Source organism: Marinicellulosiphila megalodicopiae (assembly GCF_045862395.1).
GTDB classification, from domain to species: Bacteria; Pseudomonadota; Gammaproteobacteria; order Pseudomonadales; family Natronospirillaceae; genus Marinicellulosiphila; species Marinicellulosiphila megalodicopiae.
The window spans coordinates 3,239,045-3,252,300 of record NZ_AP023087.1 but is presented as its reverse complement, the minus strand read 5'-3'; the positions used below and the strand labels follow the sequence as shown (position 1 = coordinate 3,252,300).

The following is a 13,256-nucleotide window of genomic DNA, read 5'->3' as shown; positions in this document are numbered from 1 at the left end:
AAAAGCCTAGTTTTATAAGCTTTTTAAAAAGTATTTCAAATTACTCAGCGTTAATGCCTAATAATTCAACATCAAAAATCAATACTGAATTTGCTGGAATCATTCCAGTTGAGCGCGCGCCATAAGCTAATTCACTAGGAATGAAAAAACGGAACGTGTCGCCAACTTGCATTAATTGTAAGCCTTCTGTCCAACCAGATATTACACCGTTTAAAGGGAATGAAATCGGTTCGCCACGATTGACAGATGAATCGAAAACCGTGCCATTAGTTAATGTGCCATGGTAATGCACTTTTACTGAATCAGCAGGGCTTGGCATAGCTGAAGAGGCATCACCTTTAGTGATCACAGAGTACTGTAAACCAGAATCTGTCGTCATGACGCCTTCTTTTGCTTTGTTTGCTTCTAAAAATGCTAACCCATCAACTTTTGCAGCTTCGGCTTGTGCCATTGCTGCTTTTTGTGCTTCTTGTTGTTGAGCCATTTGCTCTTTATTTAACTCTGCTTGTTTTGCTTCAAACTGTGCGCGAAGTTCAGCATCTGCCGCTTCTAATTGCTCTGGAGTTACTTTTGACTCAACTCCGTTTGCGCCATCTGTTAGACCTTCAATTGAAGAGTCTGTATCTAATTCAAAGGATTTAGATGCGATGATGCTTGAAGAGATATTAAAGCCAATGTAATAGCTTAAATGCTGTTCAGCCATTTTTAGTTCTTCAGAAGGTGCCATTACTTCTTTTTCTTCAGTTTCAGCTTCAGCAGCGGCTTGCTTTTCTTCAAATTGTGCACGTAATAACGCATCAGCAGCTTGAAGTTGTTCAGCGCTAACTGATGACTCAACACCATTAGCACCATCTAATAAACCAGTAATAGCTTGGTCTAATACTAACGTAAAGCTGTCAGATGCTTTGATGCTTGAAGAAACATTAAAACCAATGTAATAGCTTAAGTGTTTTTCAGATTGAGAGGATTCTTTTTTCATATCTTCTTCAGTTGCCATTTCTTCAGACATCGCGTCTGATTTTTCTGACATTTCTGAATGGGCTTTTGCCGACATATCTGCATGAGATGTTTCAACAGCTTCAACTGGCTTCGCGTCTTTTTCATCATCAGATGAAGAGCAAGCAACGAATGATACAGACGTAGCCAACATAATTGGTAATAGGAATGATCTGATTTGCATGGTGTAAACCTTAAGTAAATGGGCCAAATGGCGTAAAAAATTGCAGGCATTAAAACATATCTTTACAAATCCCGCCAGTTAACAAACGCTTACTCTGTCTATACTGTGAAATATGAAGAAATCATTTATAGAATGCGTGATAGGGCGTGCAAGGGGTGCTGTGACATATTTTAATCGGGGTTGGATACTTATTTTGTGTATAAGTTTCACAAGTTTGTCAATTTCTTCCACATTGATGGCGGATTTTGCACAATCGGATCAATTATTGAAACGTTTTCCTAAAGGATTGTACGCAGATCAAATTGTGCCCATCGATTATTTACCCAATGCACAAACCATTGCAGAGTTGCCTCAAGATACTATTTCTCAGTTTATCGGGTTATTACAAACGCCACGAACTAACGTGCCACAAGGGGCTATTTTGATTATTCACGATGTGGGGCAAAATGCGAATTGGCCAAACTGGATTCAACCCATGCGCAATTATTTACCAGACACGGGTTGGATGACTTTATCTATCACTATTCCAAGTGGCAAGTTATATGATCAGCGTGGTTATGATCAAATGATTCAAGATCGAATTGCAGCGTCAATTAACTATTTACAAAATAAAGGTCAGTTTAATTTAGTATTATTAGGAAGTGGCACAGGCAGTTTTTGGATTGCAAAATATTTAAGTTTGAATATGCAAGGTGTGGATAATTTTGGCTATGCCATGATCAGTGTAAACGCACAGGATAATACGTTTATACAAGCGGAAACATTTCAGGAATATTTAAGCACATTAACTATCCCAATCTTAGATATCTTTTTACCCAAAAACGAATATGAAAAAAACAAAGCGAAATGGCGAAAAGGGATGATGCTTTCAAAAAATCACCCAAATTATATTCAGGTAAAAATGCATGACAGTGCCTTTGGTGTTTCAAGTGAATACGATTTAGTCACAAGGCGAGTTTGGGGTTGGTTAAAAGTTAATGCTGCTGGCCAAGAAGCCGAAGTGCGCGTGAAATAAAAAACATCTACATTTTTAAAATGTGATGTTTTGATAAATTCATTCTTAAAAATCATGTAACATCCACACTTAATTTTTAAAGGTTATCTTTCATGCAATGTCTATCGGTTTTTTTTCGAATTAATTTTATTTACCTCTCTATTTTTCTTTCCATTTTTTTATTCAGTTGTACAGGTAACCCTCCTTTTAGTGAAGCTGGTGACGATCAGACAGTGAGTTATCAGCAATCTGTTGAGTTAAAAGGAAAAACTTGGGATAAAGATGGCGATATATTCTCTCAAACATGGGTTCAAATTTACGGCACGCCTGTTGATCTTATTAAAATCAATGATACAGATGTTAGTTTTTTAGCGCCTGTTTCTAATGAAACAATGATGTTTACTTTTAATGTTATTGATAGCAAAGGCTCTGCTTATAAAGATCCTGTTTACATAACCGTTGAAGCATCGAATCCACTAAATGATACGGGGGTATTGTTATGTGCCGATTACGCAACGGCAGCTAATGGCAGCACCATTGAAAATAATGACGTGGATTGTTCATTAGAGTTTGAATCTATAAATGGTGATGTGGTGCCATTTATACAAGATGGCCAAACCGGTTTAGACACAAGCGTTTTGAATCAACAAGGATTTGATTTTACTAAATTAAATAATGATGGATTGGTGCTTGATGAACAGGAGCCAGTTTTTTCCTGTGTACGCGATAACCATACGGGCTTAATTTGGGAAGTCAAAACAACCGATGGATCGCTACATGACACATCCAGTCGATTTAATTGGTATCAAACTAATAGTGATATTAATGCTGGAAATGCAGGTTTTGAAAACGACGATGGGGATATTTGCGTTGGCTTTGATATCAATGACAGTTCAACCTATTGCAATACTCATGCATTTGTTGAACGTGTGAATAAACAAGGCTTGTGTGGATTAACTCAATGGCGATTGCCAACTAGACAAGAGCTGCTTTCAATAGTTGATTTCAGTCGCACACAGCCTGCTATTAATATCGATTATTTCCCAAATACAGCTACTTTTTCATATTGGTCCATTAATAATCATGCAGCTGCAGGGCAAGAGGATAAAGCTTGGTATGTGTATTTTAATGACGGCTCCAGTTCTACTTCAAGTAAAGACAGTCCAAATGATGTCCGATTAGTTCACGATATAACAGCACAATAAAAGGAGTCAAAAATGAATATTTTTATAAAATCTATATTAACGTTTTGTTCAATTTCAATTACAGCTTTATCCTTTGCGCAAACCTGCAATAACAAGACATTTAATGATATTACTGCCGAACAATTTATAGATTTAGAAAATGGCGTGGCAGTGGATAAAAAAACAGGCCTAATGTGGCAAGTATGTACTTTGGGGCAAACCTTTCAAGATGGTACTTGTATAGACAGTGCGATCACTTTTAATTGGTTAACTGCTTTTGAGTTTGCAAACCAAAACCAATTAGCTGGATTTGAAAATTGGCGATTACCCAATATAAAAGAACTAACCAGCATTCAAAAATTAAGTTGTGTGAATCCTGCCGTAGAAAATTCAGTATTTATAGGCATTGAATCTAGTTATTATTGGACGGCAACGCCTAGTAATATTTCAGGGCGTATTTGGGCAATTAACTTCGCAGATGGATTAAGCTTTGCAGATGATAAAACCACTGAATATTATGTGTTATTAGTGCGTGATATTACTCAATAACATTAAACGTTCTAAATACTGGTAAATTTGATAGTTGCACTATACTCACTTTAATAATACATAAATATTGGAGTGAATATGTTGCGTAGTTTAAGGTCGAAATTTACATTTATTTTTGCATTTGTTGCATTAAGTATTATGGTGGTGGCGATTGTTGATTACCGTCTAAGTCATTTTACTTTTGCAAAATTACAAGTGTTTAGTTCTAAGTTTACTCCAGCTACCTCGGCAATTTTAAATGCTGATCGTGATTTATACCAAGCTCGATTGGCTCAAGAGCAAATTTTATCCCTCAAACCATCCTCCCCAGAGTACTCTGAATTAAAAAGCACAATTGAAGAGAATGCGATTCAAGCTTATGATCGAATGCATGTGTTTTTAGATTTAATGACAGAATATACTGCAGTCACAAATCAATTAGAAACCTATGAAAGTGTGTTTACAGACTGGCATTCAACGTCTAAAGAATTGTTGTCGTTTATTGAAGCGGGCAAAGCCAGTCAAGCAGTTGAATTATCAAATACTTTAGCCGAAACTAAATTTGGTACGCTGCGAGATTTATATGATGTTGCAGGAGAGGCGGCTGATGCTGAAGGTAAAAGAATTGAAGCTCAAACCCAGGCATCAGTTATCAAAAAAAGTGCATCAACAATGATTGTTGCTATTGTAGTAGCTTTACTTTCAATTTTAGCAGCTATAGTTGTACCTAAATTTATAGCGGATGCCATAAATGATGTCAGTGGTCGCATTAAGCAAATCAGTGAAGGAGAGGGGGATTTGACTTTGCGAATCCACTCAAAACGCAAAGACGAAATTGGAGAGTTATCTAATCACTTTGATGGTTTTGTTGATAACTTACAAAAGTTAGTAAAAAATATTCGTAAAGAAACCGATGAGTTAAAATTAGGTATGTCGAATATGCAAAGTCAAGCATCAACTTCACTTAGTTACTCAAGCGAGCAATCTCATTTTGTCGACTCCATTTCACATGCAGTCAGTGAAATGTCTAAAGCAGTACTTGAAATTTCAAGTAATGCGAATTCAGCAGCTAGCCAAATTACTCATGTAAATGAGTTAACGGAAGATGGGCAAAAAGTAATTGAACAATCCTTATCCAGAGTCAATACCCTATACGATACAGTGACTTCTGCTGCTGATGTGATTCAAGAATTATCTAAAAAATCTGACGACATCGCATTGGTGTTAGATGCCATTCGCGGGATTGCCGAACAAACAAATTTACTGGCACTTAATGCCGCAATTGAGGCGGCGCGTGCTGGTGAACAAGGTCGTGGGTTTGCGGTAGTAGCTGATGAGGTACGAGCATTAGCCAGTAAAACTCAACAATCCACAGCGGATATTCAAGGTATGATTGAGGCTTTACAAGCAGGTGTTAATCAAGCGGTTGTAGCAATTAGCTCAGGTGCGGAAGTGGCTAAATCCACGGTTGAGTTGTCTAGTAAAACCAAAGACTCATTGGATAAAATATTAAATGCGACAGGCTTAATTAATGATATGTCCATTCAAACCGCCGCGGCTACTGAAGAGCAAAGCAACGTGACTCAAGATATTTCAAATAACTTGCAAGAGCTTTCAAATAAAACCAAAAACATAGAATCCATAGCAAATGACACACAGCAAACTGCAAATGGAGCCATGGAGCAAACTAATAATTTACATGGTTTAGTTGGGCGTTTTAAAATTAATTGATTTTGAAAAGTAAAAATAAAAAAGCTGACAAATGTCAGCTTTTTTTTGCAAATTTTTTATACCAACAAAGGTATCAAAAAATTAAAGCGCTTTAATAATATTCAACATTCTTCGAAGTGGCTCAGCCGCTCCCCATAATAATTGATCACCAACAGTAAACGCTGAAATGTATTCAGGACCCATTGCCAGTTTACGAATACGGCCCACTGGAATATCTAAGCTTCCGTTTACAGCAGCAGGCGATAACGCTTTAACTGATGCTTCACGATCATTAGGAATCACTTTAACCCATTGGTTGTGAGCGGCTAAAATCGCTTCAATTTCTGAAATTGGTAAATCTTTTTTCAATTTCAAAGTGATCGCTTGTGAGTGACAACGCATAGCGCCAATACGAACACATAAACCATCAACCGGTACTGGGTTTTCTGATTGGCCTAAAATCTTGTTCGCTTCAACCTGTGCTTTCCACTCTTCTTTTGTTTGTCCAGAAGGCATTGGCACATCGATCCAAGGAATTAATGATCCTGCTAATGCAGCGCCAAACTCAGCCTGTGGTAATGCGTCAGAGCGAAGTGTTTCAGATACTTTTTTGTCTACTTCTAAAATCGCAGCCGCTGGATCCAATTGATCAGCAACCGATGCATGAATAGCGCCCATCTGTGCGATTAACTCTTTCATATTTTTAGCGCCAGCACCACTTGCTGCTTGGTATGTATGAGGCGATGCCCATTCTACTAAGTCTTGTTCAAACAATCCGCCAAGTGCTAATAACATCAAACTTACCGTACAGTTACCGCCAGCAAATGTTTTCACGCCGTTTTTCAAAGACGCATCAATCACATCTCTATTAACTGGATCTAAAACAATCACCGCATCGTCTTCCATACGAAGTGCAGAAGCTGCATCAATCCAGTAACCGTTCCATCCGCTTTCGCGTAATTTAGGGTAAACCGCTTTTGTGTAATCGCCACCTTGACAGGTTAACACGACATCCATTTTAGCCAGTTCAGCAACATCGTTACCGTCTAATAAAACGCCAGCGTCTTTACCAAAGTTTGGTGCTGCTTTACCAGCTTGTGAGGTTGTAAAAAATACAGGATCGATATCTGCAAAATCATTTTCATCAACCATACGACCCATAAGTACCGAGCCAACCATTCCACGCCATCCGACAAAACCTACTTTCATTTTGAATTCTCTCTATTCAAGTGCCACGAAAAATTGTGACAAATTAATTATATTTTTTACATTGAAACCACAAAATTGTCATCCTCGATGTGTTTTTATCGGGGATCCAGCGACTTTTTAATAAATCATCGCTGTTTTGACATTTAATTTAAACTAATTCTGCAAGCACCGCGGCACCCATTTCTTTAGTTCCAACAATCGTGCAACCTTCACTTTGAATATCTAGCGTGCGGATATTTTTATCCAATACTTTACTTACCGCTAATTCAATCTCGTCTGCTACTTCTGCAAAACCAAAGCTATAACGAAGCATCATAGACACTGACAAAATCGTTGCTAATGGGTTAGCTTTGTTTTGGTTCATGATGTCAGGCGCTGATCCGTGAATTGGCTCGTACATGCCTTTGCCATTTTGATCTAAAGAAGCTGAAGGTAACATGCCGATAGAGCCAGTTAACATCGCTGCGCAATCTGACAAAATATCACCAAACATGTTGCCAGTTACCATTACGTCAAACTGCTTTGGTGCACGCACTAATTGCATCGCTGCGTTATCCACGTACATGTGGCTTAATTCAACTTCTGGATAATCTTTTGCTACTTCTTCAACAATTTCACGCCACAAAACAGTGGCTTCTAATACGTTGGCTTTATCAACCGAACATAATTTTTTATTACGTTTCATAGCCGCTTCAAATGCCACTACCGCAATACGACGGATTTCAGATTCAGAATATTTATACGTGTTGTAACCTTCACGTTCGCCATTTTCTAATGTGCGAATACCACGAGGCTCACCAAAATAAATACCGCCAGTTAATTCACGAACGATCAATAAATCTAGGCCAGACACAATGTCTGCTTTTAAAGAAGATGCGCTTGCAAGTTGTGGATATAAAATCGCAGGGCGTAAGTTACCAAACAATTTTAACTTCGAACGAATCGCTAATAGACCTTTTTCAGGACGAATGGCAGTATCAAGTGCATCCCATTTAGGGCCGCCAACCGCGCCTAATAAAACCGCATCGGCATTCATCGCTTTTGCATGAGTTTCGTCAGGGTAAGGCACACCGTGTTGATCAATGGCCGCACCACCAATTAAACCGTCAACCAATTCTAAACCTAGGTTGTGTTTTTTATTAACCGCAACTAATACTGCAACGGCTTCTTTAATAATTTCTGGACCGATGCCGTCACCGGGTAATACTAAAATTTGTTTTGACATTTTTTTGATCTCTAATGTTTAAAATATTTATTAATCGAACAACCAAGGTGTAACTGATGCGCGTTGTTTTTCGTAGGCTTTAATATCATCCGAATCTTTTAATGTTAATCCGATGTCATCTAAACCATTTAATAAGCAGTACTTTCTAAATTCATCTACTTCAAATGAAATACTTGTACCGTCTTCTAAGCTGATGGTTTGAGCCTCTAAATCAATATTTAATTCAAAGCCTTCTTGTGCGTACATTTTCTTAAATAAACTGTCTACGTTTTCATCACTTGCCACAATCGGTAACATGCCGTTTTTAAAACAGTTATTAAAAAAGATATCTGCAAAACTAGGCGCAATCACAACACGAAAACCGTAATCTTCTAATGCCCAAGGCGCGTGTTCACGTGACGAGCCACAACCAAAGTTTTCACGAGTAATTAAAATTTGTGCATCTTTATAACGAGCTTGGTTTAATGGAAAATCATTATTTAATGGACGACCTTCACAAGATTGATCTGGCTGTCCTTCATCTAAATAACGCAATTCATCAAATAAGTTTTTACCAAAACCAGTACGTTTAATCGATTTTAAAAACTGTTTTGGGATGATCATGTCAGTATCAATATTGGCACGATCCATAGGCGCGGCAATACCTTTAACAACAGTAAATGCTTTCATGTTTATTCTCCTGCCCAGTTAGGGTTTGTGACATCAACAAAATGACCTTTAATTGCAGCGGCCGCAGCCATTGCAGGGCTAACCAAATGCGTACGTCCACCAAAGCCTTGGCGACCTTCAAAGTTACGGTTAGAAGTGGAAGCACAGTGCTCGCCGTTACCTAATTTGTCGGCGTTCATTGCCAAACACATTGAACAACCCGGTTCACGCCATTGCATGCCCGCATCAATAAATATTTTATCTAACCCTTCTTTTTCGGCCTGTTCTTTTACCAAACCAGAACCTGGAACCACAATCGCATCAATTAATGTGCTGGCTACTTTTTTGCCTTTAACCACTTCAGCAGCCGCTCGCATATCTTCAATACGAGAGTTAGTACAAGAGCCAATAAATACACGATCTAATTTAATATCGGTAATTGCCTGTCCTTCTTTTAAACCCATGTAATGTAATGCACGAGTAATAGAAGTTTTGTCAGTGTCTGTTTTACCATCTTTAATAAACGGCACGTTCGCACTTACTGGCAATACCATTTCAGGAGACGTACCCCAAGTCACTTGTGGTTTAATCTCGCTGCCTTCGATGTTGATCACTTTGTCAAAATGCGCGCCTTCATCACTGTGTAATTCATTCCACTGTGCAACGGCTAAATCCCAATGATCACCTTTAGGTGCAAACGGGCGACCTTTTACATAATCAATCGTCTTTTGATCAACAGACACCAAACCTGCACGAGCGCCTGCTTCAATGGCCATATTACAAACCGTCATACGCCCTTCAATAGACATATCTCTAAACACTTGGCCGCCAAATTCTAAGGCAAAACCAGTTCCGCCAGCAGTCCCCAACACACCAATAATGTGCAAAACCACGTCTTTAGGTGTCACACCAGTGTTTAACTGACCATTAACGCTCACTAACATGTTGTTCATTTTTTTCTGAATCAAGCAACCAGTGGCTAACACGTGTTCCACTTCAGAGGTTCCGATGCCGTGAGCCAAAGCACCTAATGCACCGTGTGTAGAAGTATGTGAGTCACCACAAACAACAGTCATACCAGGTAAAGTCGCGCCTTGTTCAGGGCCAACCACATGCACGATCCCTTGACGGATATCGTCCATTTTAAATTCAGTAATGTTGTACTCAACGCAGTTGTCATCCAAAGTTTGCACTTGGATTTTAGAAACCGGATCAATAATGCCTTCAATACCAATTTCACGCTCATTGCGAGTAGTAGGTACGTTATGGTCAGGGGTTGCCAAGTTTGCAGACAAACGCCAAGGCTTGCGTCCCGCAATACGCAAACCTTCAAAAGCTTGAGGTGAAGTCACTTCGTGTAATAACTGGCGATCAATATAAATCAACGCCGTGCCGTCTTCACGGGTCTTAACCACGTGGCCAGCCCATAATTTGTCGTATAAAGTTTGTGTAGTCATTCCCATCTCCAGATGTGATTTTCAGTAATCGCATTGTAATCTTGACAATGACATAAAACAAATTCATTATTTTCATATTACCTATAACCAATTGGAATAGTAGGGTTGGGATTCATCCCAAAAAAACAAAATGTAGGTTTGGGATTCATTCCAAAAAAAACAAAAAAACAAAAAAGGCAAAAAAATGGAAATCAGTTCCCTAGAAGCATTCGTCGCCGTGGCAGATTGCCAATCATTCTCCCAAGCGGCGGACAAATTGTTCATAACCCAGCCTGCCATCAGCAAACGCATCAAGGTGTTAGAAAGCTCATTAAACGGGAAATTATTTGATCGAATCGGACGAAATATATTTTTAACCGAAGCAGGGCAAGTGTTGATGCCTATCGCCAGAAAAATCATTCAAGATGTGTCCCAAGCCAAACGCAACGTACAAAATCTAAGCGGTGAAATCACGGGTGAATTAAATATTGCGTCAAGTCATCACATTGGTTTGCATTATTTGCCACCAATATTAAAACAATTTGGTGTGCAGTATTCGGAGGTGTCATTAAATATACAATTCATCAATTCAGAAGAAGCTATCACTTCTGTTATGAATCAAGACATTGAAATGGCGTTTACCACATTACCTAACCGAATTGATTCTCAATTAATTAAACAAAGCGTATGGAAAGACAGTTTACATTTTGTGATCGCAAAAGATCATATATTAAGCGCTAAAAAACAATTATTGTTAAACGAATTACAATATTTCCCCGCCATATTGCCAGAGGCCGATACCACCACATTTAAAATTATTGAAGCTGAATTTGTAAAACATCATTTACCTTTAAAGGCATCCATGACCGTTAACTTTTTAGAAACCATTAAAATGTTGGTAGTATCAGGATTGGGTTGGTCTGTTTTGCCAACATCAATGATTGATAGCAGTTTAAAAGTATTGCCGATTAAATTAGAATTGAATCGAGAGTTAGGTTGGATCAGGCATAAACATCGCTCGCTTAGTAATGCGGGTAATGGTTTGATTGATATGATTAATAAACAAAATTAAAACAGGAAAAAATTATGAATATTCAAAGATTTCATACCCCACTCAAATGGATGCTATTTATAAATGTCGGTTTATATTTTTTGTATTTTTTATATCGAGTGTTAGGGTTGGCTTTTTTAAATAATGAAACATTTTTAGGGATGATTACTTCTAATTCGGGAGGGGTAATTATTATTTGTTGGATGTTTTCAATTATATTGGCAGTGGGTATGTTTTCAATAATGTATGAAAAACCATTGTTTTCACTGTATTTTTGGCGGGCATCATTTTATTTGTGTCTTTTATTTTGTGTGGGATATGTATATGCGATTGTTTCATCTTTTAGTTACTTTATGTTGTTACAAGGTGAAGGTGTTCTAGAATTATTGTTCCATTTGTTTGTGACTATTAATTTTTGTTTGATCGTTTTTTTAATGTGGTATTTTTTATTTAAAACAAAAAATAATTTGGTTTCAATATGCCATTCTCAAAGTCGTTTTATAAGTCATATATTAAGTTTAATTGTGTTGTATTTGTTGTTTAGTACTGTAGTTGTAAAGTTTACTTTTCTGATTCCTAATGAATTTGGATTTCTTATTGTTTCTGCCTTGGTTCTTCTTTATGTTCATTCACTTAGTGTCTATCTGGTTTATCAGCGATTACTGTTTTTAAGAATGAATAAATTATTCGCTTTATTAAGTGTGATCCCAGTTATCAATATTCCTATGGTATTATTTTTAATGGTAAAAAGTGATGATTTAAAATTAGGGGTTCAAAATAAAGCGCAATTACTTATTACTTTATTTGTATTGATTTTGATCATGGGTATTGAAGTGTATTTTAGGTTGACGCAGGGTGAATTATCAGAAATGGAACATGCAATTTACTACATATTTGAAGAAGGGATGGCGTTGTATTCTTTATAAAGAATACAGGAAAATATTATGTTTAACCAAGAACCAAAAAATTATAACTGCCCCTTTTGCAGAATGATTAAATCAGGACTGCAAACCGAAAAAGACTTTGTGTTTGAAAATAAAACAGTATTTGTGTGTATCGCATTACACCAACATGAAAACTCAGGCCCCGGTTTATTAGTCATTCCCAAACAACATGTTGAAAATATATACGACATAGAGGATTCATTGTTGGCAGAAATTTCAAAGGTAACTAAATTCATCGCCATTAAAATGCGTGAGTTATTTGATATTCAAGGTATTACTATTTGGCAGCATAATGAAAAAGCAGGATTTCAAGATGTGTGGCATTTTCACACGCATATTAAAGGGCGTTTAAGTGATGATAATATCTATCAAACCAAACAATATGAAATGTGTGAGGCAGAACGGTCTAAACTGGCAGAGCAATTAAAAGAATATATCCAAAACAGTTAAACCAAAAAAAACCAGCAATTGCTGGTTTTTTAAGTTTAGAAGGGGATCTAAATATTGTTTATAAAGAAGCTACATCAGCAGCGTCTTTACCTTCGTCAATTAATGACTGCAACAACGCTTTTAATTCTTCGTATTCAGGTTGAGATTCTTCAATACCAACAATTTTACCTTCTTTGTTTACGATGTAACCAGATGGGTAGCCTTTAGGTCCGTAAGTTTTAACTGCTTCTTTTTTGCTGTCACGTACTACTAAAAAATCAGCAGGCGTGCGTTTTAAAAATTTCTCAGCGTCTTTTACTTTTTTGTCAGTGTTGATGCTGATAAATACAAATTCTTCAGTGTCTAGTTCGTTATGTAACTTATTATAAGTTGGGAACGATTTAGCGCAGGTGACACACCAACTTGCCCAAAATTCAACAAAAATCACTTTGCCTTTGTATTGTGATAAATCCACATTTTCACCCGATTCAATTGACACTAATTCAGGTAAATACACATCATCACCTACTGATAATTTTGCAGTTGATACCTGTGCCGTTAATAATACAGTTAATGCTAATAATAATTTTTTCATAATGATCTCTCCAAAAAGAGTGTTTTTAAATGTGTTGTTTAATTACTTTGAACAAAATACTTAATGGGTTTGTTCGTAGAAGATGTAATCATAATAACTCAAAAAAAAAGCATTGCTAGGCGC

The 13,256-nt window shown here is 37.3% G+C and carries 13 protein-coding genes; 7 read left to right on the top strand and 6 right to left on the bottom strand.

Going from position 1 to position 13,256, the window contains the following annotated elements; all coding sequences use genetic code 11:
- Positions 1–40 precede the first annotated feature (40 nt).
- On the bottom strand, positions 41–1,180 hold the full coding sequence (locus TYM08_RS14065; protein WP_422379781.1) for an FKBP-type peptidyl-prolyl cis-trans isomerase: 1,140 nt from the start codon (positions 1,178–1,180) through the stop codon (positions 41–43).
- 214 nt (positions 1,181–1,394) lie between these two features.
- On the opposite strand from TYM08_RS14065, the gene TYM08_RS14060 reads away from it, so the two are divergent.
- From TYM08_RS14060 to TYM08_RS14045, 4 genes are all read left to right on the top strand, one after another.
- Positions 1,395–2,195 carry a DUF3530 family protein gene (locus tag TYM08_RS14060; protein ID WP_422379780.1) on the top strand — a complete coding sequence of 267 codons (801 nt, stop codon included), beginning with the start codon at positions 1,395–1,397 and terminating at the stop codon, positions 2,193–2,195.
- Between the two features lie 92 nt (positions 2,196–2,287).
- Entirely contained in the window at positions 2,288–3,379 is a 1,092-nt protein-coding gene (locus TYM08_RS14055) for a DUF1566 domain-containing protein (protein WP_422379779.1), read from the top strand.
- Positions 3,380–3,391: 12 nt separating this feature from the next.
- Positions 3,392–3,907, top strand: coding sequence for a DUF1566 domain-containing protein (locus TYM08_RS14050; protein WP_422379778.1), 516 nt, complete (start codon positions 3,392–3,394; stop codon positions 3,905–3,907).
- Between the two features lie 78 nt (positions 3,908–3,985).
- Positions 3,986–5,617, top strand: a complete 1,632-nt coding sequence (locus TYM08_RS14045) for a methyl-accepting chemotaxis protein (protein WP_422379777.1) — start codon at positions 3,986–3,988, stop codon at positions 5,615–5,617.
- Between the two features lie 81 nt (positions 5,618–5,698).
- Here TYM08_RS14045 and asd read toward each other — a convergent pair whose 3' ends face one another.
- The 4 genes from asd to leuC form a co-directional block, all read right to left on the bottom strand.
- Positions 5,699–6,805 (bottom strand): aspartate-semialdehyde dehydrogenase, encoded by a 1,107-nt coding sequence (asd, locus tag TYM08_RS14040; RefSeq protein WP_422379776.1) that lies wholly within the window; start codon positions 6,803–6,805, stop codon positions 5,699–5,701.
- Positions 6,806–6,953: 148 nt separating this feature from the next.
- Entirely contained in the window at positions 6,954–8,030 is a 1,077-nt protein-coding gene (gene leuB / locus TYM08_RS14035) for a 3-isopropylmalate dehydrogenase (protein WP_422379775.1), read from the bottom strand.
- Positions 8,031–8,060: 30 nt separating this feature from the next.
- A complete protein-coding gene (gene leuD, locus TYM08_RS14030) occupies positions 8,061–8,699 on the bottom strand; it encodes a 3-isopropylmalate dehydratase small subunit (RefSeq protein ID WP_422379774.1) in 639 nt (212 codons plus the stop codon).
- A 2-nt stretch (positions 8,700–8,701) separates the two neighbouring features.
- Entirely contained in the window at positions 8,702–10,135 is a 1,434-nt protein-coding gene (gene leuC, locus TYM08_RS14025) for a 3-isopropylmalate dehydratase large subunit (RefSeq protein ID WP_422379773.1), read from the bottom strand.
- 184 nt (positions 10,136–10,319) lie between these two features.
- Here leuC and TYM08_RS14020 point away from each other — a divergent pair, with 184 nt between their 5' ends.
- Genes TYM08_RS14020 through TYM08_RS14010 form a run of 3 tightly spaced genes read left to right on the top strand, consistent with a single transcriptional unit; the run spans position 10,320 to position 12,559 of the window.
- Positions 10,320–11,186, top strand: coding sequence for a LysR family transcriptional regulator (locus TYM08_RS14020; RefSeq protein ID WP_422379772.1), 867 nt, complete (start codon positions 10,320–10,322; stop codon positions 11,184–11,186).
- A 14-nt stretch (positions 11,187–11,200) separates the two neighbouring features.
- Positions 11,201–12,091: a hypothetical protein gene (locus tag TYM08_RS14015; protein WP_422379771.1), complete on the top strand. Its 891-nt coding sequence runs from the start codon at positions 11,201–11,203 to the stop codon at positions 12,089–12,091.
- A gap of 18 nt (positions 12,092–12,109) precedes the next feature.
- Complete coding sequence (locus tag TYM08_RS14010) at positions 12,110–12,559, top strand: HIT family protein (RefSeq protein ID WP_422379770.1); 450 nt, start codon at positions 12,110–12,112, stop codon at positions 12,557–12,559.
- A 58-nt stretch (positions 12,560–12,617) separates the two neighbouring features.
- On the opposite strand, the gene TYM08_RS14005 is transcribed toward TYM08_RS14010, so the two are convergent.
- Entirely contained in the window at positions 12,618–13,133 is a 516-nt protein-coding gene (locus TYM08_RS14005; RefSeq protein ID WP_422379769.1) for a TlpA family protein disulfide reductase, read from the bottom strand.
- Positions 13,134–13,256 lie beyond the last annotated feature (123 nt).

What these genes read in the sequence shown, in the direction of transcription:
- TYM08_RS14065 (WP_422379781.1), bottom strand. Translation starts at nt 1,180, where the DNA reads ATGCAAATCAGATCATTCCTATTACCAATTATGTTGGCTACGTCTGTA.
- TYM08_RS14005 (WP_422379769.1), bottom strand. Translation starts at nt 13,133, where the DNA reads ATGAAAAAATTATTATTAGCATTAACTGTATTATTAACGGCACAGGTA.
- leuD (WP_422379774.1), bottom strand. Translation starts at nt 8,699, where the DNA reads ATGAAAGCATTTACTGTTGTTAAAGGTATTGCCGCGCCTATGGATCGT.
- TYM08_RS14020 (WP_422379772.1), top strand. Translation starts at nt 10,320, where the DNA reads ATGGAAATCAGTTCCCTAGAAGCATTCGTCGCCGTGGCAGATTGCCAA.
- leuB (WP_422379775.1), bottom strand. Translation starts at nt 8,030, where the DNA reads ATGTCAAAACAAATTTTAGTATTACCCGGTGACGGCATCGGTCCAGAA.
- TYM08_RS14050 (WP_422379778.1), top strand. Translation starts at nt 3,392, where the DNA reads ATGAATATTTTTATAAAATCTATATTAACGTTTTGTTCAATTTCAATT.
- asd (WP_422379776.1), bottom strand. Translation starts at nt 6,805, where the DNA reads ATGAAAGTAGGTTTTGTCGGATGGCGTGGAATGGTTGGCTCGGTACTT.
- TYM08_RS14055 (WP_422379779.1), top strand. Translation starts at nt 2,288, where the DNA reads ATGCAATGTCTATCGGTTTTTTTTCGAATTAATTTTATTTACCTCTCT.
- TYM08_RS14010 (WP_422379770.1), top strand. Translation starts at nt 12,110, where the DNA reads ATGTTTAACCAAGAACCAAAAAATTATAACTGCCCCTTTTGCAGAATG.
- TYM08_RS14015 (WP_422379771.1), top strand. Translation starts at nt 11,201, where the DNA reads ATGAATATTCAAAGATTTCATACCCCACTCAAATGGATGCTATTTATA.
- leuC (WP_422379773.1), bottom strand. Translation starts at nt 10,135, where the DNA reads ATGACTACACAAACTTTATACGACAAATTATGGGCTGGCCACGTGGTT.
- TYM08_RS14045 (WP_422379777.1), top strand. Translation starts at nt 3,986, where the DNA reads ATGTTGCGTAGTTTAAGGTCGAAATTTACATTTATTTTTGCATTTGTT.